General features: G+C 70.5%; 25 protein-coding genes. 14 read left to right on the top strand and 11 right to left on the bottom strand.

The window, feature by feature from the left end; all coding sequences use genetic code 11:
- Positions 1-13: 13 nt before the first annotated feature.
- The 3 genes from ADK67_RS14280 to ADK67_RS50800 all read right to left on the bottom strand — a co-directional run bounded on the left by ADK67_RS14280 (position 14) and on the right by ADK67_RS50800 (position 2,808).
- Complete coding sequence (locus tag ADK67_RS14280) at positions 14-820, bottom strand: hypothetical protein (RefSeq protein ID WP_053716889.1); 807 nt, start codon at positions 818-820, stop codon at positions 14-16.
- Positions 821-1,031: 211 nt separating this feature from the next.
- On the bottom strand, positions 1,032-2,528 hold the full coding sequence (locus ADK67_RS14275) for a chitinase (protein ID WP_053716888.1): 1,497 nt from the start codon (positions 2,526-2,528) through the stop codon (positions 1,032-1,034).
- Positions 2,529-2,643: 115 nt separating this feature from the next.
- Positions 2,644-2,808 carry a hypothetical protein gene (locus tag ADK67_RS50800; protein WP_157620298.1) on the bottom strand — a complete coding sequence of 55 codons (165 nt, stop codon included), beginning with the start codon at positions 2,806-2,808 and terminating at the stop codon, positions 2,644-2,646.
- Between the two features lie 168 nt (positions 2,809-2,976).
- Between ADK67_RS50800 and ADK67_RS14270 the strand changes: the two genes are divergently transcribed.
- Genes ADK67_RS14270 through ADK67_RS14255 form a run of 4 tightly spaced genes read left to right on the top strand, consistent with a single transcriptional unit; the run spans position 2,977 to position 7,791 of the window.
- A complete protein-coding gene (locus ADK67_RS14270; protein ID WP_053716887.1) occupies positions 2,977-5,442 on the top strand; it encodes a hypothetical protein in 2,466 nt (821 codons plus the stop codon).
- Positions 5,435-6,100 carry an ABC transporter ATP-binding protein gene (locus tag ADK67_RS14265; RefSeq protein ID WP_231648179.1) on the top strand — a complete coding sequence of 222 codons (666 nt, stop codon included), beginning with the start codon at positions 5,435-5,437 and terminating at the stop codon, positions 6,098-6,100. Before ADK67_RS14270 ends, ADK67_RS14265 begins: the two co-directional genes overlap by 8 nt.
- On the top strand, positions 6,097-6,741 hold the full coding sequence (locus ADK67_RS14260) for an ABC transporter ATP-binding protein (protein ID WP_053716886.1): 645 nt from the start codon (positions 6,097-6,099) through the stop codon (positions 6,739-6,741). The genes ADK67_RS14265 and ADK67_RS14260 overlap by 4 nt, the downstream gene beginning before the upstream one ends.
- Positions 6,742-6,747: 6 nt before the next feature.
- Complete coding sequence (locus ADK67_RS14255) at positions 6,748-7,791, top strand: GDSL-type esterase/lipase family protein (RefSeq protein ID WP_053716885.1); 1,044 nt, start codon at positions 6,748-6,750, stop codon at positions 7,789-7,791.
- Here ADK67_RS14255 and ADK67_RS14250 read toward each other — a convergent pair.
- Both ADK67_RS14250 and ADK67_RS14245 read right to left on the bottom strand, forming a co-directional pair.
- Complete coding sequence (locus tag ADK67_RS14250; RefSeq protein WP_053716884.1) at positions 7,766-8,392, bottom strand: hypothetical protein; 627 nt, start codon at positions 8,390-8,392, stop codon at positions 7,766-7,768. The two genes, ADK67_RS14255 and ADK67_RS14250, sit on opposite strands and share 26 nt — an antisense overlap.
- A 17-nt stretch (positions 8,393-8,409) precedes the next feature.
- Positions 8,410-9,000, bottom strand: coding sequence for a winged helix-turn-helix domain-containing protein (locus ADK67_RS14245; protein WP_053716883.1), 591 nt, complete (start codon positions 8,998-9,000; stop codon positions 8,410-8,412).
- Between the two features lie 73 nt (positions 9,001-9,073).
- Between ADK67_RS14245 and ADK67_RS48945 the strand changes: the two genes are divergently transcribed.
- Positions 9,074-9,835 (top strand): MFS transporter, encoded by a 762-nt coding sequence (locus tag ADK67_RS48945; protein WP_053716882.1) that lies wholly within the window; start codon positions 9,074-9,076, stop codon positions 9,833-9,835.
- Between the two features lie 15 nt (positions 9,836-9,850).
- A complete protein-coding gene (locus ADK67_RS48940) occupies positions 9,851-10,282 on the top strand; it encodes a hypothetical protein (RefSeq protein WP_053716881.1) in 432 nt (143 codons plus the stop codon).
- Positions 10,283-10,286: 4 nt separating this feature from the next.
- Here ADK67_RS48940 and ADK67_RS14230 read toward each other — a convergent pair whose 3' ends face one another.
- A complete protein-coding gene (locus ADK67_RS14230) occupies positions 10,287-10,538 on the bottom strand; it encodes a hypothetical protein (RefSeq protein WP_053716880.1) in 252 nt (83 codons plus the stop codon).
- Positions 10,539-10,545: 7 nt separating this feature from the next.
- A complete protein-coding gene (locus ADK67_RS14225; protein WP_053716879.1) occupies positions 10,546-11,127 on the bottom strand; it encodes a GNAT family N-acetyltransferase in 582 nt (193 codons plus the stop codon).
- 852 nt (positions 11,128-11,979) lie between these two features.
- Here ADK67_RS14225 and ADK67_RS14220 point away from each other — a divergent pair.
- The 7 genes from ADK67_RS14220 to ADK67_RS14200 all read left to right on the top strand — a co-directional run bounded on the left by ADK67_RS14220 (position 11,980) and on the right by ADK67_RS14200 (position 17,546).
- Positions 11,980-12,438: a nitroreductase/quinone reductase family protein gene (locus ADK67_RS14220; RefSeq protein ID WP_053716878.1), complete on the top strand. Its 459-nt coding sequence runs from the start codon at positions 11,980-11,982 to the stop codon at positions 12,436-12,438.
- 143 nt (positions 12,439-12,581) lie between these two features.
- Positions 12,582-14,228: an FAD-binding oxidoreductase gene (locus tag ADK67_RS14215; RefSeq protein WP_082403463.1), complete on the top strand. Its 1,647-nt coding sequence runs from the start codon at positions 12,582-12,584 to the stop codon at positions 14,226-14,228.
- Positions 14,229-14,284: 56 nt separating this feature from the next.
- A complete protein-coding gene (locus tag ADK67_RS14210; protein WP_197289440.1) occupies positions 14,285-14,983 on the top strand; it encodes an SDR family NAD(P)-dependent oxidoreductase in 699 nt (232 codons plus the stop codon).
- A gap of 168 nt (positions 14,984-15,151) precedes the next feature.
- Entirely contained in the window at positions 15,152-15,286 is a 135-nt protein-coding gene (locus ADK67_RS54620) for a hypothetical protein (protein WP_269435997.1), read from the top strand.
- A 460-nt stretch (positions 15,287-15,746) separates the two neighbouring features.
- On the top strand, positions 15,747-16,049 hold the full coding sequence (locus ADK67_RS50795; protein ID WP_157620291.1) for a hypothetical protein: 303 nt from the start codon (positions 15,747-15,749) through the stop codon (positions 16,047-16,049).
- Positions 16,050-16,057: 8 nt separating this feature from the next.
- Entirely contained in the window at positions 16,058-16,228 is a 171-nt protein-coding gene (locus ADK67_RS14205) for a hypothetical protein (protein WP_157620289.1), read from the top strand.
- A 139-nt stretch (positions 16,229-16,367) separates the two neighbouring features.
- Entirely contained in the window at positions 16,368-17,546 is a 1,179-nt protein-coding gene (locus ADK67_RS14200; RefSeq protein ID WP_053716875.1) for an acyl-CoA dehydrogenase family protein, read from the top strand.
- 98 nt (positions 17,547-17,644) lie between these two features.
- On the opposite strand, the gene ADK67_RS14195 is transcribed toward ADK67_RS14200, so the two are convergent.
- Genes ADK67_RS14195 through ADK67_RS14185 form a run of 3 tightly spaced genes read right to left on the bottom strand, consistent with a single transcriptional unit; the run spans position 17,645 to position 21,001 of the window.
- The gene (locus ADK67_RS14195) at positions 17,645-18,919 is read right to left on the bottom strand and encodes a dihydrolipoamide acetyltransferase family protein (protein WP_053716874.1); all 1,275 of its coding nucleotides are present in this window, start codon (positions 18,917-18,919) and stop codon (positions 17,645-17,647) included.
- Positions 18,912-19,931 carry an alpha-ketoacid dehydrogenase subunit beta gene (locus tag ADK67_RS14190; protein WP_053716873.1) on the bottom strand — a complete coding sequence of 340 codons (1,020 nt, stop codon included), beginning with the start codon at positions 19,929-19,931 and terminating at the stop codon, positions 18,912-18,914. Before ADK67_RS14190 ends, ADK67_RS14195 begins: the two co-directional genes overlap by 8 nt.
- A complete protein-coding gene (locus tag ADK67_RS14185; RefSeq protein ID WP_053716872.1) occupies positions 19,928-21,001 on the bottom strand; it encodes a thiamine pyrophosphate-dependent dehydrogenase E1 component subunit alpha in 1,074 nt (357 codons plus the stop codon). The genes ADK67_RS14190 and ADK67_RS14185 overlap by 4 nt, the downstream gene beginning before the upstream one ends.
- 121 nt (positions 21,002-21,122) lie before the next feature.
- Here ADK67_RS14185 and ADK67_RS14180 point away from each other — a divergent pair, with 121 nt between their 5' ends.
- Positions 21,123-21,605, top strand: coding sequence for an Lrp/AsnC family transcriptional regulator (locus ADK67_RS14180; RefSeq protein ID WP_053716939.1), 483 nt, complete (start codon positions 21,123-21,125; stop codon positions 21,603-21,605).
- Here ADK67_RS14180 and ADK67_RS14175 read toward each other — a convergent pair.
- Positions 21,587-22,282 (bottom strand): CAP domain-containing protein, encoded by a 696-nt coding sequence (locus ADK67_RS14175; RefSeq protein ID WP_053716871.1) that lies wholly within the window; start codon positions 22,280-22,282, stop codon positions 21,587-21,589. The genes ADK67_RS14180 and ADK67_RS14175 overlap by 19 nt on opposite strands.
- Positions 22,283-22,403 lie beyond the last annotated feature (121 nt).

The raw sequence follows: 22,403 nt of genomic DNA, 5'->3' as shown, positions 1-22,403 counted from the left end.
CCCAGTCCGGATCTCAGTCGGGCAGCCCGGCGGCGAGTCCCAGCCACAGCAGTTGGACGCCGCTGAGCAGCAGGGTGGCGAGGAACGCGAGGGCCGCCTGCCCGATCCGCTCCCGCAGCCTCCCGGCGGCCGGTCCGGCGGCGACGTGCTGCCAGCACGCCATCAGGCCCGCCGGCACCACCACGGCGACCGTGACGAACAGCGACAGGATGCCGAAGTTGTCCTGGTCCCCCGCGGTCACCAGCAGACCGCTCACGACCGCGAGCACCCAGGAGGACACCCCGGTGATCACCGTCCGCCGGAACCGGTCGCCGTCCTCCAGTCGGGGCGCGCGGTAGAGGAGGAACGCGGCCAGCCCCGCGAGCAGCGCGAGCACCAGGGCGGCGGTGAGCATCAGACGTTCCCACCGGAAGTCGAGCACGTCACGCCACCACGGCGCGTGCGGCGCCTCGCTCGCGGGGACACCGAGCGAACCGACCCGGACCCACGGCGACGCGGGGCCGTACTCCGTGACGCGCGCGCACGTGAGCCGACGGCCGTCGTAGTTCGCGGCGCACGCCGTGAAGTGCGGGCCTGCCTCGACCTCGACGGTCAGCGGCCGACCGGCGACGGGCACGGCGCAGGTGGTCAGACCGCCGGTCACGGCGCAGTCGAAGCCGTCGACGACGGAGAACTCGGGGGTGTCGACCCGGTACAGCCCATCGGTCGCCCGGCCGGGCGCGATCGGCACGAGCAGGACGGCGAACAACAACAGGAGGACGGGCACGGCCTGCGGGAGCCAGCGCAGGAGGCCGACGCCGAGCCGGGTGCTGGTGGTCAAGGTCCACCTCCCTCACCCGCAGATCGGCCGGACGCGGGCAACCGTTAGCCGCCCGAGCCACAGCGCGGGCAACCGTTAGCCGCAGAGCCACCGCGCGCGCAACCGTTAGCCGCCGAGCCACAGCGCGCAACCGTTGGCCGCAGACCCGCGACGCGCGGGCGACCGTCGGCCGCGGACCCGCCGGGTGGCACCCCGGCGGGTCCGTGCGACATCACCTCGGCAGGTAGGCGCGGTGCGAGCGGGAGAACTCGAAGCCGTTGTAGCGGTCCCAGTTGACCGACCACGTCATCAGGCCGCGCAGGTTCGGGTAGCCGGCCTTGGGCTTGTAGGTGCCGCAGTTCGCGCCCTTCATCAGGCAGTCCAACGACTTGTGCACCTCGGCCACGGACGTGAAGCCGTTGCCCGCGTTGACGCTCGCCGGCAGGCCGATCGCCACCTGGTCCTGCCGCAATCCCGGGAACACCTTCGTAGCGTCACCGCGCACCGGGAACCCGGCCAGCACCATGTCGGCCATGGCGACGTGGAAGTCGTGGCCGCCCATGAAGTGGTACTGGTTGTCCAGGCCCATGATCGGGCCGGAGTTGTAGTGCTGGACGTGCAGCAGGGTCAGGTCGTCGCGCAACGCGTGGATCACCGGCAGGTACGCGCCCGCCCGCGGGTCCGCGCCGCCGCTGCCGCCGTAGTGCTGGTAGCCCACCTGGACGAAGAACGTCTCCGGGGCCATGGTGAGCACGAACTTCGCGCCGTAGCGCGCTTTCAGCGCCTTCAACGCCTGGATCAGGTTGACGATCACCGGCGAGGTCGGCGCGCGGAAGTCGGTGTCGCCCGCGTTGAGCGACAGCGAGTGGCCCTCGAAGTCGACGTCCAGACCGTCCAGGCCGTACTTGTCGATGATCGCCGACGCGGAGCGGACGAACGCGTCGCGCGCGGCCGTGGTGGACAGCTGCACCTGGCCGTTCGCGCCGCCGACGGAGATCAGCACCTTCTTGCCCTTGGCCTGCTTGTCCCGGATGCCCGCGATGAACTCGGCCTCGGACTCGACGTTCGGGCACTCGGCGACGGGGCACTGGGCGAAGCGGAGGTCGCCGGACGTCGCGGAGGTGGGTTCGGCGAACGACAGGTTGACGATGTCCCAGTCGTCGGAGACGTCCTTCATCCGGATGTACCCGGAGCCGTTGGCGAAGCTCGCGTGCAGGTAGCCGACCAGGACCCGCTTGGGCAGGCCGGTGACGGGCGGCGTGGTCGTGGTGGTGGTCGGCCCGGTGGTCGTTGTCGTTGTAGTAGTGGTCGTCGTTGTGGTTGTGGTCGGTGAACCGGCGCACGACGCGCCGTTGATCTTGCAGTTGGCCGGGCTCGCGGTGCCCGAGGCGTTGAAGCCGAACGTGACGGTGGCGCCGGGCGCGACGGTGCCGTTGTACTCGCGGTGGGTGAAGGAGTAGTGCCCGGACGAGTTGATCTGCAACGCGTCCCAGTAGGCGCCGACGGTCGTGCCGGCGGGCAGGTCGAACTCGACCTTCCACCCGGAGACGGCCGAGCCGGTCTCGTTCTTGATCGAGAACTGCGCGGTGTAGCCGGTCTCCCAGCTCGACGTCTTGGTGAACGTCGCGGTGACCGAAGCGGCGTACGCGGGCGCGAAGCCGACCGCCGCCGCTCCCACCACCAACGCCGCGACCGCCGCCACCCTGGCGAACAGGACCCTGCGCGACATCCGTCTCCTCCCAGCGGTGGCGGCCTCCAGGTGGGAGAATTGGACTAGACCACCACGGGGATGTCAAGACCGGACATCCGGTGCGGCACGCCGGCGGCCGGCGTGCCGCACGCGATCAGTTGTCGTCCTCCTGGTCGCCGTCCTGCTCGTCCTGCTGCTCGACGCCCGGCTGGTCGTTGTCGCCGTCACCCTCGTTCTCGCACCCGGCGCCGAGGGAGAGGAACAACGCCGCGCCGCTGACCAGCACGGCGAGCGACTTCTTCAGCACGTTCGGTTCCATGCTGTCCCGGTACCCCGAACGGGCCCGCGCCAACCGGAGCAAGCTCCGTGTCCGGCTTCGGTCGGCCGACGCCGGACAACAGGACGCGTTGTCCGGATGTTGTCCGGACGATGAACGCCGTTCACGAAAAGTCTCCTGCGGGAAGAGACCGGCGGTTACCGTTCGCTGGTGCAGATCCCGTGGCGAGCCGCTCCGCGCGCGGCCCTGTCGAGTCCGCTGACGTTGCTGGTCAGCGTCGTGACCGCGCTGTTGTTGAGCTTCGTGGTGGCCGCCGCCGTGCTGCACTCCGCCGCGTCCGGCAGCGCGGCGATCGACTACCAGCAGCGGCAGCTGTGCCAGGAGTCGCTGCACCCGTCGCTGGAGTCCACCGTCGGCGTGCCCCACGAGTACGTCGCCGACGGGGTGAAGGCCGTCACCGAGGCGATGGCGGGCCACCCGACGTTGATCGGCATGTACACCCGGGAGAAGCGCACGGACTTCGGCGGCAAGCAGACCTTGGCGAAGTTCGGCTACCGCGCCGGGGCCATGGATCACCTGAAGGTGCTGGAGGGCGGCGGGAAGGACGGCCTGTGGGTGCCCCAGAGCATCGCCGTCACCACCGATCTCCGGCTGGGCGAACGGGGCCTGGGCGGACGGCTGCCACCGGTCACCGCGATCTACGCCGACGTGATCGACCCGCTGCCCGGCTGGTGGTGCTCGGAACGCCACTTCGTGGTGCCGAACGTGCTCGACCGCGACGAGCTGGCCACCGCCGTGGTGTGGATGCCGAGCGCCGAGTCGTTCTACGCGCTGCCGCCGGAGGTCACCGGCCCCACGGACATCACCGTGCGCTTCCCCGCCGACGTGCCGCGCACGGTCGACGAAGCAGCGGCCCTGCTCACCGGGGGCACGGCCCGCATCGCCCCGATCAAGGACTCTTTCAACCGCACGATCTCACTGCTGGACCTGCCGGTGGAGAACGCCAGGCAGACCGCCGTCAACGTGCGCTCCGCCGTGCTGCCGCTCACCCTGATCAGCCTGCTCATCGGCCTGGCGGGCGTCGCGACGGTGACCGTGCAGTGGGCGCAGCGCCGGCAGGCCGAACTGCGGCTGCTGTGGGTGCGCGGCTCCGGCCCGGTCGCCCTCGGCGGTCGCGGCGTGCTGGAACTGGGCCTGCCGCTGGTGGTCGGCGGCGCGGCCGGGCTGGGCGCGGCGCGGCTGCTGCTGCCCGTGTACGCGCCGTCGGTCGTGCTGCCGCCGGGCACCGTGTCGACCGCGGCGCTGGCCGTGGTCGTGGTGGTGGCGTCGAGCATCGTGGTCACGTTCGCCACCGGCGCGCTGCGCACGCACCGGATGTTCCAGGTCGCGGGTCGCGGCAACCGGCTGCGGAAGGTGCTGACCGCGTTGCCGTGGGAACTGGCCACCGCCGCCCTGGCGGTGTGGGCGTGGGACCGGGTGCAGGACAGCGGCCTGGCCACCACGACGACGGTCGGCGGGCTGCCGCGCATCGACGCCGCCGCGCTGGCGTTCCCCCTGCTGGTCGTGCTCACGGTGGCGCTGCTGACGGCCCGGTTGGCGAAGTGGGCGTTGGCCGCGTCGCACCGGGCGAGGCTGTGGTCGAAGCCCGCCGCGCAGTTGGCGATCCGGCGGCTCGCGGCGGGCGCCGGCCCGGTGACCGGCGTGCTGCTGGTGGGCGTGCTGGCGGTCGGCACGATCGCGGTCGGCAGCGCCATCGCCGGGTCGCAGAAGACCGCGCTCGAGGTGAAGTCCGGCATGTACACGGGGTCGGACAGCTACGCCCGGATCTCGTCGGAGGTGACCGAGCTGCCGGAGGCGTTGCGCGGCGACTCCACCATCGTGGGTCTCGTCGAGCAGTACGACCGCACCGCGCTGGTGGTGGACCCGAAGACGTTCCTCGAAGGCGCGTTCCCGTTCGAGATCGACCCGGCGCTGCTGCACGAGCCGCTGCGGGTGGGCGACGTGCCGCGGCGCGAGGTCCAGCTGCCCGGGCTGCCGCCGATCAAGCCGGACAAGTGGGTGCCGTCGTTCCCGAAGCTCGGCACGGCCGGCTGGGTCGTGCCGCTGGACGTGATCGAGGACCGCGACGACATCGGCTCCTGGTACGTGTGGTCGCGCAAGCCGCTGGCCGAGATGACGTCGGCGCTCGCGGCGGCGGGCGTGAAGTTCTCGCGCACCGTGGGCGTGAAGGAGAAGGCGGTGCAGGGCCTGCCGTTCCTGACGATCCAGTGGACGTTCGGGTTCGTCACGGCGCTGGGCGCGGTGCTGGCGGTGGTGGCGTCGATCGCGCTGCTGCTGGCGGTCGAGGTGCGGCGGCGGCAGAACGCGCTGTCCGGCGCGTTCAGCGCCCGGATGGGCCTCGGACCGGCCGCGATGCTGCGCAGCCACCTGTTCGAGCTGGGCGCCGTGGCGGGCGCGGCGGTGGTCGTCGGCCTGGCCGCGAGCGCGGTGAGCAGCGGCTTCACCGTGCCGAAGCTGGATCCCGCGCCACGGCTCACGCCGGTGCCGGAGGTGCCGAACGTCGTGCCGCTGCTGGTGACGACGGTGGCGGGGAGCGTGGCGGTGGTGCTGGTGGCGGCGTGGATCGCGGTGCGCGCGGTGCGTTCGGCGAAGATCGGGGAGCTGATCCGTGGTTGAGCACGTGTTGCGGTTGCGCGAGGTGGGTGTGGACTACCGCACGCCCGCCGGTGCGGTGACCGCGGTGTCGGACGTGACGTTGGACGTGCCCGCGACGGGGCTGACCGTGCTGGCCGGGCCGTCCGGGTCGGGCAAGTCGACGTTGCTGCGGGTGTTGAGCCTGGTGGAACGGCCGACGCGGGGCGGGGTGGAGTTGCGCGGGATGGGCACGGCGCGGTTGTCGTCGGGCGCGCGGCGCAAGCTGCGGCGGCGCGACATCGCGTTGGTGTTCCAGAACCCGGCGGACAACCTGATCGGTCACCTGGACGTGGGCGACAACCTGCGTGCGGCGGCGCAGGCGGCGGGTCGGGTCGTGCGGGTGGACGAGGTGCTGGAGCAGCTGGGGCTGCCGGGCACCGCCACCTGGAAGGTGTCCGCGATGTCGGGCGGGCAGCAGCAGCGGCTGTCGTTCGGGTGCGCGTTGGCACGGCAGGCGACGGTCGTGCTGGCCGACGAGCCGACGTCGCAGCTGGACACGTCGTCGGCGGACCTGGTGCTGGAGACGTTGGCCGACCTGGCGCGCCGGGGCGTGCCGGTCGTGGTGGCCTCGCACGACCCGAGGCTGATCGCGTTGGCGGACACCAGGTTCGACCTGCGGAACGGGGCGTTGGCGGCATGACGGCGTTGCTGGCGAAGGGGATCGAGCGGACGTTCCGGCACGCGAGCGGGCCGGTGCACGTGCTGCGCGGGGTCGACCTGGAGGTGGCGCCGGGCGAGCTGGTGACGTTGTCCGGGCCGTCCGGGTCGGGCAAGAGCGCGTTGCTGGCCGTGCTGGCGGGGTTCGACCAGGCGGACAGCGGCACGGTGGAGATGGCCGGCGAGGTGCTGACGTCGGCGCCGTCGTGGCAGGTGTGCGCGTTGCTGCCGCAGGCGCTGGGCCTGGCCGGTGAGCTGACGCTGGCGGAGAACGTGGCGCTGCCGCTCCGGCTCGGCCGCACCGGCGGTTCACTCGACCGGGTGACCGAGCTGCTGGCGGAGCTGGGCATCGGCGAGCTGGCCGACCGCTATCCGGCCGAGGTGTCGTTCGGGCAGCAGCAGCGGGCCGCGCTGGCCAGGGCCGTCGTCGGCCAACCGGAGGTGCTGCTGGCCGACGAGCCGACCGCGCACCTCGACCAGCGCAGCGCGCCGACCGCGGTGCGGGTGCTGCGGCGCGCGGCCGACGCGGGTTCGGCGGTGCTGGTCGCCACGCACCACGACGAGGTGCACCGGGCGGCGGACCGCACGCTGGTGCTCAGCGGCGGACGGATCTCCGTAGGATAGGACCCGATGTTGCGCCGATTCGTCTCCGTTGCCCTGGCCTTCTCCCTGCTAGCCCTGTTGCTGCTGGTCAGCGACTCGCCGTACCCCCCGCTGCCCGGCCCGAAGCGTGACGCGCCGCGGGCGATCGTGGCGCTGGGCGACAGCACGATGGCCGGCGAGGGCGCGGGGTCGTACGAGCCGGGCACGAACGGCGAGAACGGCAACTGGTGCCACCGGTCGACGAAGGCGTCGGTGCACAAGACGCAGGTCGCCGGCGTGGACCGGGTGTTCAACCTGGCGTGCTCCGGCGCGAACTCCGAGCAGGTCGGCATCACCGACCAGCTGCGCAACACCGAGGGCTCGCAGGCACGGCAACTGGCCGCGATCGCCCGCGAGTACCGGGTGTCGGTGGTCGTGGTGGCGGTGGGCGCGAACGACGATCCCCGGTTCGCCGACGTGCTCGGCGCGTGCCTGCGGGCGTGGATCGAGCGGCGCACGGACTGCGCGAAGGCCATGGCCGACGAGTGGAAGGCTCGGGTCGAGCGGATGACGCCCAAGGTGGAGCGCGCGCTGCGCGACGTCCGCCGGGTGTTGCGGGACGAGGGCTACACGCCCCGTTCCTACACGTTGGTGCTGCAGTCCTACGCCGCGCCGGTCGCGCCGGGGCTGCCGTTCGACCTGCAGAACCTGGCCGGGTGCCCGTTGCGCACGGGTGACCTGGAGTGGGTGCGGGACCAGGCGGTCGAGCAGTTGTCGGAGGGTCTGCGGACGGCGGCGAAGGCCGTGGAGGCGCGGTTCCTCGACCTGGCGAAGGCCGGCGAGAAGCGCGAGGCGTGCATGGGTGGCAAGAAGATGGACGACGAGTGGTTCACCCGGCTCACGGTGGACTTCGACGGCCTTCGTGACGAGGCACGGGCGCGGCACGCGTTGCAGGAGTCGTTCCACCCCAACGACCGGGGCTACGAGCAGTTCGGCCGGTGCATGTCGGAGTTCCTGGCCATGACGGCGCGGGAGGCGTCGTGCGTCGCCGGGGACGACGGGAACCTCAACGCGGTGGTGGCGAAGGACTGACCAGCGCCGCGATGTCGGCCGCGGTCCAGAACGGCGTGCGGCGGGCCAGGTAGTCGGCGATCCGTCCGGTGCTCCAGCCGTGGGTCTCGGCGAGGCCGTTCGCGAGCATGGTCAGGTAGTTGGCGGACGGTTTGGTGTGCTCGACGTCGGCCGCGCTCCACGGTGCGGTGAACGTCAGCGCCGGGTGGCCGTCGTGCTCGCCGAGGTGGAGCAGGGTCTCGTAGCGGCCGGGCCCGAGCGCGTGCCTGCCGTCGGCCATCACCACGGTCAGGTCGAGGTCCGCGCCGGGGTCGCGGTACATCTCCTGGGCGGCGACGTCGGCGAACTGCGCGGTGGTGACGAGGTAGCCGCGGCCGGCCGCCGTGCCGGGCAGGCCGGGGTCGTAGAACGCCCGGCCGCCGAGCCAGACGGGCGACTCGGTGGCGAAGTAGATCCCGCCGGGCACCTCCAACGCCATGGTGTCCAGCGGCGGGCTGGCGTCCCGGCACCCCGGGTAACCGCGCGTCGCACCGACCGGCGTGCCACCGGCGAGGTAGCACGCGAACCGCTCGGCGTGCATGTTCGACCCGTAGCTGACGTACCAGACCAACCGGCTCGGCATGATCCGATGATCCCCCCTCACCGACCGTCCGGTGCGTAGTACGCGGCGAACAGGCGGACTTCGACGCCGTCGTCGTGGTGCGCGGTGTCGTGGAGGTCCTGGACGAGCGCGGCCAGTCGGTCGCGGAACTCGGCGGCCTTCGCGGCGGGGATCGACTGGCGGACGGCGATGGTGATCGGCTCGACGTGGGCCGCCGTCACTTGTCCGGCACGGGCCGCGTCGAGGTACTCGTCGCGGTAGTCGTCGAACGCGGCGGTGATCGTCGCGGCGGCGTCCTCCGTGTCGCGGTGGCGGCCGAAGAAGTCGGCGTCGAGCACGAGCGAGGACTGGCACGCGCGGTAGCGGTGCTCCACGATCCCGGCGACGAGCCTCGTCTCGGCGGTCTCGATCAGGCCGCGCGCTTCGAGCTGCTTGACGTGCCGGTAGAGCTTGGTCGGCTGCTCCCCCAGCTCACCGGCGAGTTCCTTGACCGAGCTGACCTGGTTCTCGTGCCGCATGAGGACGCGGAGGATCGCCAGGCGGAGCGGATCGCCGAGTGCCTTGAAGGTCTCCACGTCGGCGACCTTCCGGACGGCGCCCCGGCCGTGTTCGTCGTGGTCGGTGGTCACCGGCGCATCTTTTCACACCGGCGCAACCATTCACGCTACGGTAAGCATTCATGGTTGCGTAAATGGAGGCGGCATGACGCAGGGGGCGACATCGCTGTGGCAGAACCGCCGGTTCCGGCTGCTGTGGTCGGGGTCGGCGTTCAGCGTGGTGAGGCTCGAAGTGGCGGACATCGGCTATCCGCTCGCGATCCTGGCGCTCACCGGGTCGCCGGCGCAGGCGGGCTTGTTCGGCGCGGTGCAGGCGGTCGCCACGCTGCTGGCCGGACTGCCCGCCGGCGCGGTGCTGGACCGGCACGACCGGCGGCGGGTGCTGCTGGTCACCGAGGGCGCCCGGGCGGTGGTGACGGCGGGAGTGGCCGTGGCCCTCACGACCGGCAGCCTGCCGTGGGGCGGTTTGCTGCTGGTGGCGGTCGTGCTCGGCGCGATGCAGCCGTTCGGTGGCGCGGCCCGGATGCTGTTGATCCGCGTGGTCGTGCCACCGGATCAGCTCACCGGCGCGCTCACCCAGGACGAGGTCCGGTCGGGGTCCGCGCAGCTCGTCGGCCCACCGCTGGGAGGGTTCCTGCACGGCCTGGGTCACGCGCTGCCGTTCGTGTTCACCGCGCTGTCGTTCGTGCTGTCGTGGGCGTGCGCATTGGTGCTGCGCGTGCCGAGGGCGGAGCCGGCAGCCGGTGCGCCGCGGCGGGAAGCGCACTTACTCGCGGGTGTCAAAGGCATCTGGCACGTGCCGACGTTGCGCGCGGCGACGCTGCTCGTGGTCGCGGTCAACACGACGGGTGCGCCGATCGCGCTGATCGCCGTGGTCGTGCTGCGCGAGCAGGCGGTGGCCGCCTAGGCGATCGGCCTGGCGATGTCCGGCATGGCGGCGGGCGTGCTGGCGGGCGCCGCCCTGGTCGGGCCGCTGCACCGGCGCTTCCCGCCGGGCGCCCTTCTGTTGGGCGTGGCGCTGGCGGAGGTTCCGCTGTTCGCCGGTCTCGCGCTGCCGCTGGGTCCGTGGTGGGTGGCGGCGATCCTGTTCTGCGCCGTGCTCGGCGCGCCGACGTTGCGCGTGCTGGTCGACGTGCTGATCTTCCGGCAGGTCGCCGACGAACGGCGTGGGCGCACGATCGCCGCGGTGATGACGTTGTTCGGCGCCGGTGTGCCCGCCGGCACGGCGGCCGGCGGGCTGCTGCTCCAGCACTTCGGCACACCGACCGCGGTGCTCGTGCTCGCGGGCGCTCTCGCCGTGCCGGCCGTGCACGCCCTGGCACGGCCGGAGATCCGTCGTGCCCGGTGGCCCTAGCGGTTCACAGGCACCAGAGGCACGCGCGGGCCGTCGGGTGTTCGGTCTCCAGCTCCGCGCGGGTGCCCACGAGCTTCACGTAGCTGCCCACCCACGTGGTGCCGCGGGTCGGTGTGCCGTTGATCGTGCGGCAGGAGGCGCGGTGCAGCATGAGGTTGTTCGGGTTCAGGCTGCGCTCGGCGTTGATGACGTACTGGTCCTGGTTGTCCGCCAGCCAGTGCTCGTAGGCGCCGCTGTCCTCCGTGAACCTCTTCATCCGGACATCATGCGCCGCCCGGCCGCCACCGGCTGTCCGCCATCCGGTGCCACTCGTCCTCCAGGATCGCGTAGATCAGCTCCTCGCCCCACGCGCCCTTGAAGATCTCGTTGTGCCGGAAGTGGGCCTCGCGGCGCATGCCGAGCCGTTCCATCACGCGCCACGACGGCTCGTTGAACGCGTCGCACGACGCGACGACGCGGTGCAGGCCGAGGTGGGTGAAGCCGAGGTCGAGCATGGCGGCGGCGGCTTCGGTGGCGTAGCCCTTGCCGTGGTGGTCGGGGTGGAAGATGTAGCCGACCTCGCCCTGCCGGTGCGCCTCGCTGAGCCACTTGAGCACGGCTTCGCCGATGACCTCGCCGTCCTTCTCGACCGCGAGCGCGAGGTGGTCGCCCTCCTTCTCCGGCCACGTCACCGCTGCCTTCAGCGCCAGGCTGTCGGTGGTCTCCTCGGGCGTGCGCGCTTCGCCGTACAGGTAGCGGACGACGTCCGGGCGGGACTGCCAGGAGTGCAGGGCGGCGTGGTCGGCGAGGGTGAAGGGGCGCAGGGTCAGGCGCCTCGTCCGGATGGGGTAGTCGGGCTTGGTCACGCCGGTCAATCTACGAAAAGTGCGGCGCGGCCGTCGCCTCCGTTTTCCCGTGGAGAGCGGACGGGAGGGTGTCCAACGGACCAGGTCTGCGTCACTCGGCGCGATCGTGCATGAACAGTCGGCTACAAGAGGTTGAATAATCCGAATTAGGGCGATTCCGGTCGAGGCTGACGCCGGCCTGACTCCTCGTCACGTTCGACCGGCCGATCAGGTCCGCGACCCTCGCCAGGTCCACCGCCGGCAACCGTGTGCGGCGGAGCCTTCCCGCAACGCCGAGACCGGCCGATCCAGCTGCTTCGGCGAGAGAGGCAGTCCGCGCCGGAAGGACCATTGGAGACCAATCCGGTATCGCCTTCGGCCACCCATCGGCGCCCTCATATATACACCGAGTTGTGGGACAGACACTCGCAGTTGCCGGGCGATCTCGGACGCCGACATACTGCATCTCCCCAAGCCGGAGTCAGCGGACACGCCGCGAGCTAACCTCGACATTAAACTTCCGAATGGCTTAGGGCCGACCATTAAAATTCTGTATGGCTAAGAGTGCAGCCCGGCGGAAGAGTTCCTTCCGCAAGGGCACGTCGGTGGTAGCATCGGTTATCCGCAGCGATATGGTCCACGAAAGCAGGCCACCCACGACTCGGCAATCCGGGAACGCCGGGTCGCGCCAATCACTCACTGTCCCCGCCGTGCGCGAGTCTGTGACTTGCCACACTGTCACATGAGGGTCGCAGCGTGACTTCTTTGCAGGTGTTCTCCTCGCCATCAGCCGTCAACCAGCTCTTATTGGGCCGTGGAATGGCGCGGCAGACATGCCCAGCTGCCGGCCACCCCAAACGGGAGCCAGGACCGATGACCGAATTGACCGAATACGGCAACGACTTCAACCGTCGGCTGGCCGAGGAGTTCCGCGCCAATGGCGGCGTCGTGAGCGGCCCCTTCGCGGGCACCCCTCTTCTCCTGCTCCACCACACCGGCGCCAAGTCGGGCACCCGGTACGTCAGCCCCCTCGGCTTGTTCGCCCCCGGAGACCGCACCTGGGTCGTCGTCGCTTCCGCCGGTGGCAGCGACCGGCATCCCGCCTGGTACTTCAATGTTCGCAAACACCCCGAAACGGCCATCGAGGTCTCCGACGGTGCCGGTGGCATCGCCATCCACCGGGTACGGGCTCGAGTCGCCGAAGGCGCCGAGCACGAGAAGCTCTTCGCCGCCTTCACCACCGCGTACCCCCACGTCGCCGACGCCCAGGCGAAGGCCGACCGGACGTTCCCCCTCGTCGTGTTCGATCCGCTGGACGCTCCGACGAGCTGATCACACCCGCGCACGCCGGAAGCAGGGCCGGCAACTGCGCACGATAGAAGATGTTGGCCTCCACATCCACGTTTAGGTTGTGAACCGCTTGCCCGGTCAACGTGGAGGAGACAGCAATTCCCGATAAGTAGCGTGGAGGAAACATGCCCGAGAAGCAGCAAGGTCCCAGCCGAAGAAGGTTCCTCGCCGGCACCGCCATCGGAGTGGGCGGTTCGGTACTTGTCGAGAGTGCGCTGCTTTCGGGTACCGCGTTGGCCACCGAAGCCGGCGGCGGTCCGGTCGCTGCCACGAGCAGCGCCACGACAGTCTGTGCTACCGACATTCAGTACCCGGACTTGGTCATAGGGTTGAACCCGCGATGGTCGGCGAGGCCCGACAACGTTTACGTCGTAGATGCGCCCGAGCAGATCGCCCCGATCGTGGCCGGTGCGATCAGCCAGGGAAAGAAGATCACCGTTCGCGGCGGAGGTCACTGCTTCGAGGACTTCGTCTACAGCGGTGACGCCAAGGTCATCATCGACCTCACGAACATGAACCGGATCTACTACGACGCGGCCACCAACTCGATCGCGATGGAAACCGGCGCGACGTTGTTGGACGTGTACGAGAAGCTGTACCAGACCTGGGGCACGGTCATTCCCGCCGGTGTCTGCTACTCGGTCGGCCTCGGCGGCCACGTCGCCGGTGGCGGCTGGGGATGGCTGGTCCGCCGCAACGGCATCGTGGTCGACCACCTCTACGCGGTCGAGGTCGTCACCGTGAACTCCTCGGGGCAGGTGAAGACGGTTCTCGCGACCCGTGAGGCGAACGACCCCAACCGCGACCTCTGGTGGGCGCACACCGGGGGCGGTGGCGGCAACTTCGGCGTCATCACGCGGTACTTCTTCCGCTCCCCCGGCGCCACCGGCACGGACCCGCGCAAGCTGCTGCCGAACCCGCCCGCGAAGGTCCTGTTCAACGCCACCGGCTGGAACCTGAACAACCTGACGGAGGCGCAGTTCTCCCGGCTGCTCATCAACTACGGCAGCTGGCACGCCGCGAACCTCTCGCCGTCCAGCCCGGGTCGTGACCTGGCCTGCCTCTTCCAGGTCTTCCACAAGTCGAACGGTCAGATCATCGCGCTGACCCAGATCGACGCGGCGACGCCGAACGCCCAGTCGATCATGGATTCGTTCATCGCCCACCTGGCCAACGGCGCGGCGCCCCCGCTGTTCACGCAGACCACTCCGATGCCGTGGCTGCAGTTCATGAAATACACGTCCACCGCCAACCCGCTGGCGAACGACCCGACCCTGCGCGCCGAGTACAAGTCGGCGTTCATGAAGCAGCCGTTCACCGCGACACAGGCCGCGACGATTTACCGCCACTTCACCCGATCGGACGTATCGAACAAGAACCTCAACCTCATCCTCAGCCCTTACGGTGGGGCGACCGCTTCGGTTCCCCAGGCGGACACCGCCATTCAGCATCGCGACGCCGCGTACAAGGCACTGTGGGCGGCACCGTGGTCGAATCCGGCCGATGATGCGGTCAACATCGCCTGGGCACGCCAGGTGTACTATGACGTCTATGCCGACACCGGCGGTGTTCCCGTGCCGAACGCCGCCTCCGACGGGGCCTACCTGAACTACTGCGATGCCGACCTGAGCGATGGGGCGTGGAACAGGTCGTCAACACCCTGGCACGGGCTCTACTACAAGGGCGCCTATCCACGTCTGCAGCAGGTCAAGCTGCGGTACGATCCGCGTAACGTATTCCGTCATCGGCAGTCGATCCAGCTTCCGTCGTGACTAATGGTAATCATATTGGAGGGCAATACATGTCAATCTCGGGTAAATCGGTCCTGGTGACCGGTGCAAACCGGGGTATCGGACGGGCGCTCGTCGACGCAGCTCTGGCCAAGGGCGCGAGCCGGGTGTACGCCGGAACGCGGCAGCCGCTCAGCCACTCGGACGACCGCGTCGTTCCGGTGACGCTGGACATCACCGATGCGGGTCAGGTCGCCGCGGCGGTCGAGCAGGTCGGGTCGATCGACGTTCTGGTGAACAACGCCGGCTCGTTCGGTTTCGACGACCTGAGCGACCCCGCGGTGGTGCAGGGTCACCTGGACGTCAACGTCGGTGGAACGCTTCGGGTGACCCAGGCCTTCCTGCCGTCGCTGATCCAGACGTCCGGTCGGATCATCAACATCGTCTCGCTGAGCGCGATCTCGCCGGTTCCCATGGCGCCCAGCTACTCGATGTCGAAGGCCGCCCTGTACAGCCAGACCGTGGCGCTGCGCACCGTGTTGGCCTTCAAGAACGTCGCCGTTCACGCCGTGTTCCCCGGTCTGGTCGACACCGAGATGACCAAGGACTTCGGCGATGTGCCGAAGGTGTCTCCGGAGGCTGTCGCCAAGGCCGTGTACGACGCGGTCGACGCCGGTGTCGAGGAGATCTTCCCCGACGACTTCGCGATGATGATCGGCGGCAACTTCGCCGACAGCCCCTCGAAGGCACTGGAGCGCGTGTTCGCCGAGCAGGCGAAGGCCGCCCTGGGCGGCTGATTCCCAGCACGAGTACGCGGCCCCGCTTCGGACTGACGAAGCGGGGCCGCGTCATGTCCGACGTGCGGCGGGCCGGTCCGGGCCGTGCTCGATCTCGTAGACGAAGCGCACGTGCGGACAGCTCGACCGAGCGGGTGGCCGGCGTTCAGGGTGTCACCCTCGCCGACCATGAGCGCCACGAGGAACCGACCGAACGGCAGCGCGAAGCTCGCCGAGGGCAGCGCCCAGGCGGCGGTGGTCCAGGGCAGCGCGGACAGCTCCATCCCGGCGCCGAGCAGGACCAGCAGGATCAACCGCCGCTGACCGGTGAACCGGGCGGCGATGTCGATGTCGCCGTCGCGCAGCTCCCGCCAAGGAACGCCACACCTGCTCCAAGGGTCGCTCGAACAGGGGTGTCGCCCTCGATCCGGTCTTCACTCAGAAGGACTCCTGCTGCTGTCGTCGGATCTAGCGCTGGCGACACGTGCAACCTTATAGTTGCACAAGCTAGGCTCCGGACGCCACCCGCGGGTTGCGCCTCAGCCCAGGCGCCCACCGGCCCGCACCGCACACCGCAGGGAGGAAGCGACCGACCAGCACAAACCTCCCGCAAGACTTTCGACCCAGGCGGAGAACGATCTCCGCCAAAGAGGTCTGAAAAGAGCAGGATAGAAGAGACTCCCGGGGCGACACGGGGCATACGATGATCTGGTGATCGCGCCGGCGAAGGGCACGATCGCGACGCGACCGACACAGTGATCCGGCCCATCAGGAAGGCGTGTGAATGACCACGGGAGTCCACTATTCCGATTCGTCGGGAACAGTGACCACCATCCCGAGTGACGCCGATCCGGCGAACTCGCTGGCGGGCGACTTTCGCACGGACAACCTCACCGTGTACACCATTCACCCGCACTACGTGGCCGGCGGCATCGGCACGCCGCTGATCCTGCCGCCCGACCGGCCGCAGACCTGGTGGGATTCTTCGCGCAGCGCTCCGACTCGCCGGGGGCGATTCGCGCCTTCGGCGCGTAATACAACACGTTCGGCCAGGACATCATCGACCTCGTCACCTACGACAAGGTGACCGCGACGATGCTCGGCATGGTCTCCGGCGGCGGCGACGGCACGTTCGCCGCGCTAATGCAGGCCACGCCGCCCAACCAGGGCAATGACGTCAAGGTCGTCGTGGTCGACGCGGGCCACTACTTCGTCGACGAGGTGCCTCAGGTGGTGATCGACGAGTTCACCAAATTCTTCGACTGATCCCAGAGGGGGGCGACGCCGTGTTCGCCGAGGGCCGGCCAACGATGACCGGCCGCACTTCTTTGGACCATCGGGTTTCGGATGACAGCCATCCATGCCCCGACCGGTGGGTCGGGCGGGCACGTTACGGAGTATTGAGATGACCATCAAGACCGCTCCATCGCGGGACGAGCTCATCGGCAGGGTGAGCGAACTGGTCCCCGTCTTCAACAAGAACGCGCCGTGGCAGGAGGAGAACCGCGTCCTGCACCCGGACTCGATCGACGCCCTGACGGACGCCGGGCTGCTGAAGCTGACCCTCCCGGCGCGGTACGGCGGCTACGAGTCCGACACGACCACGACGGTCGACGTCCTGACCGAGATGGCCTTAGGTGACGGCGCCGTCAGCTGGGTCGCCACGGTGTGGACCATCAGCAACTGGTTGGCCGGCCTGTTCTCCGACGAGGTCCAGGACGAGGTCTTCGGTTCGGGCGACGCCCGCATCAGCGGCACCTTCGCGCCGGGCGCGGCCGGGGTGCCGGTGGACGGTGGCGCGGTGTTCAACGGCAAGTGGGGCTTCAACACCGCCGCACCGCAGAGCAACTGGAACGCGCACGCCGCGGTGCGCATCGTCGAAGGGCAGCAGCCCGAGCCGGTGCTGATCCTCGTGCCCATGTCGGACCTCGAGGTCATGGACGACTGGCACGCGTCGGGCCTGCGCGGGTCGAGCAGCGTCACCACCATCGCGAACAACGTGTTCGTCCCGGACTCGCGCATCCTCCCGATGCTGCCGGTCCTGCAGAGCGGCACGCACCGCTCGGTGCTGAACGCCGCGGCCAAGATGTGGAACACCCCCTTCCTGCCGTTGGCGACCGCGGTGGTGTGCGGGACGCACCTGGGCCTCGCGCGCGCCGCCTACGCGGCGTTCATGGAGCGGCTGCCCACCCGCGTCATCACGTACACCGACTACGAGCACCAGAGCCACGCCCCGCTCACGCACCTGCAGATCGCCGACGCCACGGGCCGGATCGACGAGGCCGACTTCCACACCCACCGCGTGGCCGCGAAGCTCGACGCCAAGGCCGGCGAGCCGTGGACGTTGCTCGACCGCGTGAGCGCTCGCCTGGACCTCGGGCTCACCGTCCAGCGGTCCAGGGAGGCCGTCGACATCCTCGCCACCGCGAGCGGTGCTTCGTCGGTCCTCGACACCGTGCCGATCCAGCGGATCGCGCGGGACAGCCGGGCCATCGGGCTGCACGCCTACCACCACCCGAACACGAACATGGAGCTGTACGGGCGGGTCGTCGCGGGCCTCGAGCCCAACACCATCTTCCTCTGAGCACGTCGGGGCTCCCCACACCGTGCCAACGGTGCGGGGAGCCCCGCGGTGCTCCACCTCCAGGCCGGGTCGGCGGCGGAGCGGTCCGTCGATCCGGCCTAGAGGTCGGCCAAGGCGGTGATCGGGGACTCGACGCAGTCCGCGACGAACCGCAGGAACCCGCCCGCCGTGCCGCCGTCGCACACCCGGTGGTCGAAGGCGAGCGTCAGCTGGGCGACCTTGCGCACGGCGAGCTGCCCGTCCACCGCCCACGGCCGGTCGATGATGCGGCCGAGGCCGAGGATCGCGGCTTCCGGGTGGTTGATGATGGCGGCCGAGCCGTCGACGCCGAACACGCCGTAGTTGTTGACGGTGAACGTGCCGCCGGTCATCGCGGCGGGCGTGAGCTTGCCCTCGCGCGCCGACGCGGTGTGCGCGGCGATGGCGGACGCGAGTTCGGCGGTGGTCAGGGACTGGGCGTCCCGCACCACCGGCACGACCAGGCCGCGGTCGGTCTGGGCGGCGAACCCGAGGTGCACCTGGTCGAGGACGACGACCTCGTCACCCTCGACCCGGGAGTTCAGCTCGGGGAACTTCTTCAGGCCCAGCACGGTGAAGCGGGCCAGCAGCGCGAGCAGGGACACCGTCGGCATCGCGGCCCGTGCGGCGAGGAAGTCGGTGGCGTCGACGTCCACCCAGACGGTCGCTTCGGGGATCTCCCGGCGTGAGGTGGCCAGCTTCGCCGCGACCGCGCCGCGCAGTCCGCGCAGGGGGATGCGCCGGCCGGCGGCGGGAGCGGGGTCGGGCGTGACGCGGGCGGCGAGTTCGCGTTCCACGTCGGCACGCCGGATGACGCCGCCCGGCCCGGTGCCGGTGATCCGGTCGAGCGCCAAGCCGTTGTCCCGCGCGAGTTGCCGCACGAGCGGGGAGATCACGGCGGGACTGGTCGCGGGCGGGTTCACGGTCGCGGCGCTCTCCCCCGCCCCGGTCCTCTCCCCTTCCGCGTTCACGGTCGCGTCGGGTGTTCCGAGTGTTGAACTCGGGTGTTCCGAACGTAGGACACTCGCGTGCTGAACGTAGGACTCACGGGGGCGGCGTCGGCGGCGCGGTGTTTCGGAGGTGCCGTAGCCGATCAGGACGTTGCCGCTGCCCGACTGCTCCGGCTCGCCCACCGTCAGCAGCACCGAGCCGACGGCCAACTGCTCGCCCGGCTCGCCGAACCGCGCGCTCACCACGCCCTCGTACGGGCACGGCACCTCGACCACGGCCTTCGCCGTCTCCACCTCGACCACGGGCTGGTCGATCGCCACCCGGTCGCCGACCGACACCAGCCAGGTGACGATCTCGCCCTCGGTCAGGCCCTCGCCCAGGTCGGGCAGCCGGAAGTCAGGCACGGTAGCTCCCCACGACCTCGTCGTCCCACTGGAGCCGGGCGATCGCGTCCAGGATGCGGTCGACGCCCGGCAGGTGGTGCTCCTCCAGCTTCGGCGGCGGGTACGGGATGTCGAACCCGGTCACCCGCAGCACCGGCGCGTGCAGGTGGTGGAAGCACCGCTCGGTCACCCGCGCCACGACCTCCGCGCCGTACCCGCCGAACCCGGACGCCTCGTGCACGACCACCGCGCGCCCGGTCTTGACCACCGAGGCGCACACCGTCTCGTCGTCGAACGGCGACAACGACCGCAGGTCGACGACCTCGACGTCCCAGCCCTCCTCCGCCGCCGCCTCGGCCGTCTCCAACGCGGTCGCCACCATCGGCCCGTACGCGATCAGCGTGACGTCCCGCCCGGCGCGCCGCACCAACGCCCGGTCGAACCCGATCGACCCGGACCCCGCCGGTGACGGCAGCGCGCCCTTGGCCCAGTACCGGCGCTTCGGCTCCAGGAAGATCACCGGGTCCGGCGAGGCGATCGAGTCGCGCAGCAACCGGTAGGCGTCGTCGGGCGTGCCCGGCGTGACGACCCGCAGGCCCGGAGTGTGCGTGTAGTAGGCCTCCGACGAGTCGCAGTGGTGCTCGACCCCGCCGATGCCGCCGCCGTAGGGCACCCGGATCACCACCGGCAACGACACCCGGCCGCGCGTGCGGTTGCGCAGCTTGGCCAGGTGGCTGGTGATCTGCTCGAACGCCGGGTAGGCGAACGCGTCGAACTGCATCTCCACCACGGGCCGCAGCCCGTTCATCGCCATGCCGATGGCCGTGCCGACGATGCCGGACTCGGCCAGCGGCGTGTCGAACACCCGCTGCTCGCCGAACCGCGCCGCCAGCCCGTCGGTCACCCTGAACACGCCGCCGAGCGCGCCGACGTCCTCGCCGAACACCAGCACGGTCGGGTCGTCGGCCAACGCGTCGCCCAACGCCCGGTTCAGCGCGCCGGCCATCGAGACCTGCTCGGACACCGCGGTCATGCCAGTTCCTCCCGCAGCGCCGCCGCCTGCTCGCGCAGGTGGCGGGGCGTGGTCGCGTAGACGTGCTCGAACAGCTCGTCGGGCGACGGCACGACGTCGACGTTCAGCTTCGCCCGCACGGACGCCGCGAACTCCTCGGCCTCGGCCGCCACCGCCGCGCGCCGCGCGTTGTCCAGCAGCCCCCGTGACGTCAGGTACGCCTCCAGCCGGTCGACCGGGTCGCGGTCCAGCCACGCGGCGACCTCGTCGGACGTGCGGTAGCGGGTGGCGTCGTCGGCGTTGGTGTGCGCCTCGATCCGGTAGGTCAGCGCCTCGATCAACGTCGGCCCGCCCGACTCCAGCGCCTCGCGCACCACCGCGTGGACGGCGGCCACGTCGTTGCCGTCGACCAGCACGGACGGCACGCCGTACCCGATGCCCTTGTGCGCCAACGACGGCGCGGCGTTCTGCTTGGACATGGGCACGCTGATCGCGTAACCGTTGTTCTGCACCAGGAACACCACCGGGGCCCGCCACACGCCGGCGAAGTTCAGCGCCTCGTGCGTGTCGCCCTCGGACGTGGCGCCGTCACCGAGCATGACGAGCGCGGCGGTGTCCTCGCCCTTGAGCCGGGCCGCGTGCGCGAAGCCGACGGCGTGCAGCGTGTTGGTCGCCAGCGGCGTGCACTGGGGGCCGACGCGGTGCTCGTACGGGTCGTAGCCGAGGTGCCAGCCGCCTTGCAGCAGGGTCAGCGTCTCGGCCGGGTCGACGCCGCGGGTGACGAGGGCGACGGAGTCGCGGTAGGTCGGGAACAGCCAGTCGGTGGGCCGCAGCGCGAGCACCGCGCCGACCTCGCACGCCTCCTGACCGCGTGACGACGGGTAGACCGCGAGCCTGCCCTGCTTGGTCAGGGCGGTGGCCTGGGTGTCGAAGCGCCTGCCGACGACCATCCGGCGGTGCAGCTCGACCAGCACGTCGTCGTCGGGCATGGACAGCGGCGAGTCGTCGACCGGCGTGCCGTCCTTGCGCAGCAGCGACAGCGGTTCGTCGCCGGGCAGCAACGTCCGCTCGGGCGCGCGGGTGCGGGCCATGGCTCCTCCGGTGTCTCAAGGGGCGAGATGGTGGGCATGGTCCAGCTCACACCGGCCAATGTTCCAGGTCCGGACCCGGAATCCGGACGAATGGCCGCGCAGGCGGGTTATGGTCGGCCACATGACGGCCCGGACTGGACATTCGGCACCGCTCGACGAGCTCGACCGGCGCATCGTGGAGGAGCTGCGCGCGGACGGGCGGGTGTCGATGCGGGCGTTGGCGGAGAAGCTGCACATCTCGCGGGCGAGCGCGTACTCGCGGGTGGAGCGGCTGCACCGGGACGGTGTCGTCACCGGGTACTCGGCGGTGGTCGACCCGGAGCGCTACGGCTTCGGCATCTCCGCCTACGTCTACCTCAAGATCAGCCAGCACTCGTGGAAAGCGGTGCGGCGGCGGGTGATGGAGATCCCCGAGGTGTGGCACGGCGCGCTGGTGTCCGGTGACTACGACCTGGTGCTGCTGGTGCGCGCGCCGGACGCGCACAGTCTGCGCGACCTGGTGCTGTCGCGGTTGCAGACGATGCCGGACGTGACGTCCAGCCACACCGTGCTCATCCTGGACGAGCTACCCGCCGGCGGTGACGGTCACCAGCCGAAGTTCTGAGTCCAGTAGATGCCGTAGGAACCGCCGCGGGCCATGCCGACGCCCAACGTCTTGAGCTTGCAGTTGAGGATGTTGGCGCGGTGGCCCGGCGAGTCCATCCAGCCCTTGACCACCGCCTCGGCGGTGCGTTGGCCGGCGGCGATGTTCTCCGCGCCGGGCGCGGGGTAGCCGGCGGCCTTGACCCGGTCGACGAAGCTGCGGCCGTCCTTGGACACGTGGTCGAAGTAGTTCTGGGCGGCCATGTCGGCGCTGTGCGCGCGGGCGGCGGTGGCGAGCCGGTCGTCGGCGGCCAGCGCGGGGCAGCCGTGCGCGGCACGTTCGCCGTTGGTCAGCTCGACCACCTTGGCCTCGGCCACCTCGACCTCGGTCCTGGTCGGCGCGACGGGCGCGGGTGGCTCGACCGGGACCTGTGCCTGCTTCGGCGGCTCGACGGTGGTCGTGGCCGTCGTCGTGGTGGTGGCCGGCGGCTGCTCGGGCGTCGTGGTGGCGGGCGCGGACGGCGTGGTGTCCGCCGTCGTGGTCGCGGTGGTCGACGCCGCGCCCGGTTGCGGCGTGGTGCGGATCGTGGCGCTGGCGCTGGCCGCGACGAGCGCCATCCCGTCCGGGTGCTCGCACCCGGCCAGGGCCAGCCCGGCGAGGACGACGGCGACCGGCAGCACACTGCTCTTGCGCGACACGCGGAAAACCTCAATCTGCATTCGGTGGCATTCGGGCGCGGCGACCGCGGGTGCGCTTCTTCGCAGGGTAAGCGCACGCGGCCGCCGCACCGAAGTGGGAACCGAGTGGGCCGGGCAAGGG

This window comes from Saccharothrix sp. NRRL B-16348 (assembly GCF_001280085.1).
GTDB lineage: Bacteria > Actinomycetota > Actinomycetes > Mycobacteriales > Pseudonocardiaceae > Actinosynnema.
Note: the sequence above shows the minus strand (reverse complement) of the source record. Positions and strands in the feature narration are given on the sequence as shown.

Coding starts and splice junctions, on each gene's coding strand:
- ADK67_RS14190 (WP_053716873.1), bottom strand. CDS start 19,931: ATGACCGCGGTGTCCGAGCAGGTCTCGATGGCCGGCGCGCTGAACCGG.
- ADK67_RS14205 (WP_157620289.1), top strand. CDS start 16,058: ATGCTCGGCATGGTCTCCGGCGGCGGCGACGGCACGTTCGCCGCGCTA.
- ADK67_RS14180 (WP_053716939.1), top strand. CDS start 21,123: ATGACGGCCCGGACTGGACATTCGGCACCGCTCGACGAGCTCGACCGG.
- ADK67_RS14215 (WP_082403463.1), top strand. CDS start 12,582: ATGCCCGAGAAGCAGCAAGGTCCCAGCCGAAGAAGGTTCCTCGCCGGC.
- ADK67_RS14230 (WP_053716880.1), bottom strand. CDS start 10,538: ATGAAGAGGTTCACGGAGGACAGCGGCGCCTACGAGCACTGGCTGGCG.
- ADK67_RS14185 (WP_053716872.1), bottom strand. CDS start 21,001: ATGGCCCGCACCCGCGCGCCCGAGCGGACGTTGCTGCCCGGCGACGAA.
- ADK67_RS14250 (WP_053716884.1), bottom strand. CDS start 8,392: ATGCCGAGCCGGTTGGTCTGGTACGTCAGCTACGGGTCGAACATGCAC.
- ADK67_RS48940 (WP_053716881.1), top strand. CDS start 9,851: ATGTCCGGCATGGCGGCGGGCGTGCTGGCGGGCGCCGCCCTGGTCGGG.
- ADK67_RS14255 (WP_053716885.1), top strand. CDS start 6,748: ATGTTGCGCCGATTCGTCTCCGTTGCCCTGGCCTTCTCCCTGCTAGCC.
- ADK67_RS50795 (WP_157620291.1), top strand. CDS start 15,747: ATGACCACGGGAGTCCACTATTCCGATTCGTCGGGAACAGTGACCACC.
- ADK67_RS48945 (WP_053716882.1), top strand. CDS start 9,074: ATGACGCAGGGGGCGACATCGCTGTGGCAGAACCGCCGGTTCCGGCTG.
- ADK67_RS14275 (WP_053716888.1), bottom strand. CDS start 2,528: ATGTCGCGCAGGGTCCTGTTCGCCAGGGTGGCGGCGGTCGCGGCGTTG.
- ADK67_RS14260 (WP_053716886.1), top strand. CDS start 6,097: ATGACGGCGTTGCTGGCGAAGGGGATCGAGCGGACGTTCCGGCACGCG.
- ADK67_RS50800 (WP_157620298.1), bottom strand. CDS start 2,808: ATGGAACCGAACGTGCTGAAGAAGTCGCTCGCCGTGCTGGTCAGCGGC.
- ADK67_RS54620 (WP_269435997.1), top strand. CDS start 15,152: ATGAGCGCCACGAGGAACCGACCGAACGGCAGCGCGAAGCTCGCCGAG.
- ADK67_RS14200 (WP_053716875.1), top strand. CDS start 16,368: ATGACCATCAAGACCGCTCCATCGCGGGACGAGCTCATCGGCAGGGTG.
- ADK67_RS14220 (WP_053716878.1), top strand. CDS start 11,980: ATGACCGAATTGACCGAATACGGCAACGACTTCAACCGTCGGCTGGCC.